The following is a 3,416-nucleotide window of genomic DNA, read 5'->3' on the forward strand; positions in this document are numbered from 1 at the left end:
CCCTTGGGGTTGTATTCTCTTGCTGGCTGCTCGAGGGCTTTGCGCCCCGTCTTCTTCCCCCCCCCCCCCCCCCCCCCCCCCCCCCCCCCGCGACCGACCTCGTCCCGCTCCGCTCCACCTTCGCCGAGACCGAGATGCTCAGACGCCGCCCTTCCCTGCTGATCCGCCCCGAACTCGACGACGACCTCCTGCACGCGACCCTCGCCGAACTACGGCCGGCCCCCCAACTGCACGGGCTCGGCGCGGGCAGCAGCCGTTCCGTCTGGGAGCCCGCCGCCCGGCTGCTGCGCGCCACAGGGCGGGACTGGGACCGCAGAGCACACCGGGTGTCGGTCCTCGCCCGGAACATGCCGGCCGCGATCCCCGAGCGCTGGGTGGCCGACCGGCCCGGCCACGGCGACGCCCTGCTGCTGTCCGCCTGCGCCGCGGTGGCCCGGGTCCCGGTCGGTGACCCTGCCGCCGTCCGCCAGGCCGAACAGGCGTGTCTGCGTGCCGCCGACGCCTGCTCCGGTGATCCGACGCCCTGGCTGGCCCTGTTCTCGCTGATGCACGCCTGTGCCGTACCGGTCCGTGACGCCGTGCCCGTGTGGACCGAGGCCGTCAAACGCGCACCGTGGCACCGTGGCGCCTACCACCAGATGCTGGGCTATCTGTCGCCGCGCGGCCACGGCACGCTCCCCGACATGCTGGACTTCGCCTGGCAGAGCGCGGTCCAGGCCCCGCACGGCTCGCCGCTCGCCGTGCTGCCGGTGGCGGCCCGCGTGGAGCTCGGCGCCCACCGCCAGGGCCTGACGGGCCTCGCCGCCATCGGCGCGAGCGGTCACTGGAACGAGCTCCGGGCGGCCGAGGAGCTCGACCGGGCTCTGTCCGGCTGGTTCCACACCGCCGTCGCACCCCATGCCGAAGCGATGACCGACCTCAACCTGCTCGCCTTCGCCCTGACCCGCGCCCACCGCCCGGCCGAGGCCGCACTCGTCCTGCGGCGCGTCGGCCGCCACATGACACGCCATCCGTGGGACCTGCTGCCCGAGCCGGAACGGGCCTTCCGCTACTGGCGGGACGGCCCGGCCGGCTGACAACAGCCAAGGCCGGCACCGGCGGCGTCACGCCGTGGCCGGCTGCGACTCCCTGTCCTGCGCCGTCGCGGCGGCCGCCGCCTGCGCCCGGTCCCGGGCCTCGCGGCGGGCCAGGACCACCCAGCCGACCGGGACGGCGGCGGCGAACAGCCACCACTGAACGGCGTACGCGTAGTTCAGCGCGGCGTCCTCCTTGCCGGGTCTGCCCAGCAGCTCGGGGGTGTCGCCCCGGGGCTCGGGCGCCGTCTGCGCGATGTAGCCGCCGAGCACCCGCGCGTCCAGGCGCCGGGCCTGCTGCTCGCTGTTGATCAGCATGATCTGCCGGTCCGGCAGTCCCTGGAGGTTCTTGATGCCGCTGGCCGCGGTCGTCTCGTCGGGCATCAGCCGCCCCGTGACGGTGACCTCGCCGCCCGGCGGTGCGGGGATCTTCGGGAACGCGGTCTGGCTCGGGCCGTCGGAGGGGATCCAGCCCCGGTTGACCAGCAGCACCTTGCCGTCGTCCAGGACGAACGGGGTCAGGACGTGGTAGCCGACCTCGTCGTCGGAGTTGGTGCGGCGCCGGACGACGACCTCGTCCTCCGTGTCGAAGCGGCCCTTCGCGGTCACGGTCCGGTACCGCTCGGCGCTGGTGACGGTGTGCCCGGGCGCGGTCAGCTTCTCCACGGGCACCGGCTTTGCCGCCAGCGCGTCGGTGACCAGCTGGTTCCGGGCGGTGCGCTCCTCGTAGCGATGCATCTGCCAGATGCCCAGCCTGATCATCGTGGGGATGAGGAGCAGGGCGATCAGCGTGAGGATCACCCACTGCCGGGACATCAGGAAGCGGTACACCCCACGACCGTACAACTCGGTCGTGGGGTGTATTCAGGCGGGTACGGATTCAGACCTTGTCGACAATTCCCACCTTTCCCTCCGCGCGGGCGCAGTGGGCACCGCAGAACCAGTGGCCCTCGACCTCGACGCCCTGGCCGATGATCTGTACCCGGCAGTGCTCGCAGATGGGGGCCATGCGGTGGATCGCGCAGGCGAAGCAGTCGAAGACGTGCACTCTCCTCTTTGAAGAAACTGATACCTCAAAGAGAGGCGGGTGAACAGCGGTTATGACGAACGGGCAGTGGCTTGAGTACTGGCTGTCACAAGCGCCGATGTTGTCGGAGAGCGCCCTAGACGACATCCACCACATCCTTACGACTGCAGGAGGCGACGAAGACTGACCTGATGCGGCCAAACCGCCCTGCCCAGCGAGGGCTAGCGGCGGCGTAGCCAGGGAGAGTCCCTGCCTGGGCCATGTCGGACGTACCAGCGTCAGCACGGCGCCGGTCCGTCCGGCCTCTTGGCGTGGACGGGAGCTATCGCGTCGAAGCGGTGGAGCAGGTGTTTAGACCGTGTCCTACGTGGTGAGGCGGACGAGTCGCTTGTAGCAGCACAGGGCGGCGGCGAGGCCGAGAAAGGCCAGGTAGTTGCGGGGATTTCGTTCGTATCGAGGGCTGAGTCTGCGGTAGCCGGACAGCCAGGACATAGTCCGCTCGATGACCCAGCGGCGGCGTCCTAATCGTTCACTGGACTCGATCCCTTTGCGGGCGATGCGCACTCCGATCCGCTTCCACCGCAGCCATCTGCGCAGGTCGGCCCGGTCGTAGGCTTTGTCCGCGTGCAGGCGCTGAGGCTTGAAGTACCTGCCGTGGTAGGGGTCGTGTCTCGTTTGGTGACCCTCGATCATGGGCTTGAGCCCTTCGCTATCGTGGGTGTTGGCGGCCGAGATGCCGACGAGGAGGGGCAGTCCGTTCGCGTCCGACAGGATGTGCATCTTGGAACCCGGCTTGCCCCTGTCCACCGGGCTCGGACCTGTGTGTTCGCCCCCTTTTTAGCCCTGACATGGGCGGTGTCGAGGACGACGCGGGTGACGTCGATGAGGCCGGCGTCGTCGAGTCGGTGCAGCACGGCTTCGTGCAGGCGGCCCCAGACACCGGCTCTCGACCAGATCAGGAACCGACGGTGGGCGGTCGACTTCGATATGCCGAAGCAGGGCGGAAGTTGGCGCCAGGCGCAGCCGCTGACGAGGACGTAGATGATGGCCGCGAAGAGCGTTTCATCAGGCGTGTCCTGTGTTCCGCCGCCCTGCGGCCGCACTTTCGGCGGCGGAATCAGCGGCTTCGCGATCTCCCACAGCCCGTCCGGAACAATCCAACTCCACGTACCCCGCCCCATGACCAGACCAACGTCCGCTCACCACGTAGGACACGGTCTTAGAAGCCGTATGCCTATCGATCATGAGGACGGTTCTGATCGAACGGGGTCCCTGGTCGGGTGATCTTGGCCGGGTGGGCGCATGAAGGCAGGACC

The 3,416-nt window shown here is 69.6% G+C and carries 4 protein-coding genes; 1 reads left to right on the top strand and 3 read right to left on the bottom strand.

Going from position 1 to position 3,416, the window contains the following annotated elements; translation table 11 throughout:
* Positions 1-134: 134 nt before the first annotated feature.
* The gene (locus ACZ5TL_RS12815) at positions 135-1,076 is read left to right on the top strand and encodes a hypothetical protein (RefSeq protein WP_468589535.1); all 942 of its coding nucleotides are present in this window, start codon (positions 135-137) and stop codon (positions 1,074-1,076) included.
* A gap of 27 nt (positions 1,077-1,103) precedes the next feature.
* On the opposite strand, the gene ACZ5TL_RS12820 is transcribed toward ACZ5TL_RS12815, so the two are convergent.
* The 3 genes from ACZ5TL_RS12820 to ACZ5TL_RS12830 all read right to left on the bottom strand — a co-directional run bounded on the left by ACZ5TL_RS12820 (position 1,104) and on the right by ACZ5TL_RS12830 (position 3,281).
* On the bottom strand, positions 1,104-1,904 hold the full coding sequence (locus ACZ5TL_RS12820) for an SURF1 family cytochrome oxidase biogenesis protein (RefSeq protein WP_468589536.1): 801 nt from the start codon (positions 1,902-1,904) through the stop codon (positions 1,104-1,106).
* A gap of 49 nt (positions 1,905-1,953) precedes the next feature.
* Positions 1,954-2,175 carry a hypothetical protein gene (locus tag ACZ5TL_RS12825; RefSeq protein WP_468589555.1) on the bottom strand — a complete coding sequence of 74 codons (222 nt, stop codon included), beginning with the start codon at positions 2,173-2,175 and terminating at the stop codon, positions 1,954-1,956.
* Positions 2,176-2,463: 288 nt separating this feature from the next.
* Positions 2,464-3,281, bottom strand: a protein-coding gene (locus tag ACZ5TL_RS12830; RefSeq protein WP_468589538.1) for an IS5 family transposase whose coding sequence is annotated in 2 segments (ribosomal slippage) — positions 2,464-2,939 and positions 2,939-3,281 — 819 coding nt in all. Because the reading frame shifts where the segments join, the coding sequence is not laid out codon by codon here.
* Positions 3,282-3,416: the final 135 nt, after the last annotated feature.

This window comes from Streptomyces sp. NPDC033136 (assembly GCF_055578235.1).

Bases quoted from the DNA above. Each gene is read 5' to 3' on its own strand.
- ACZ5TL_RS12815 (WP_468589535.1), top strand. From the start codon at position 135: ATGCTCAGACGCCGCCCTTCCCTGCTGATCCGCCCCGAACTCGACGAC.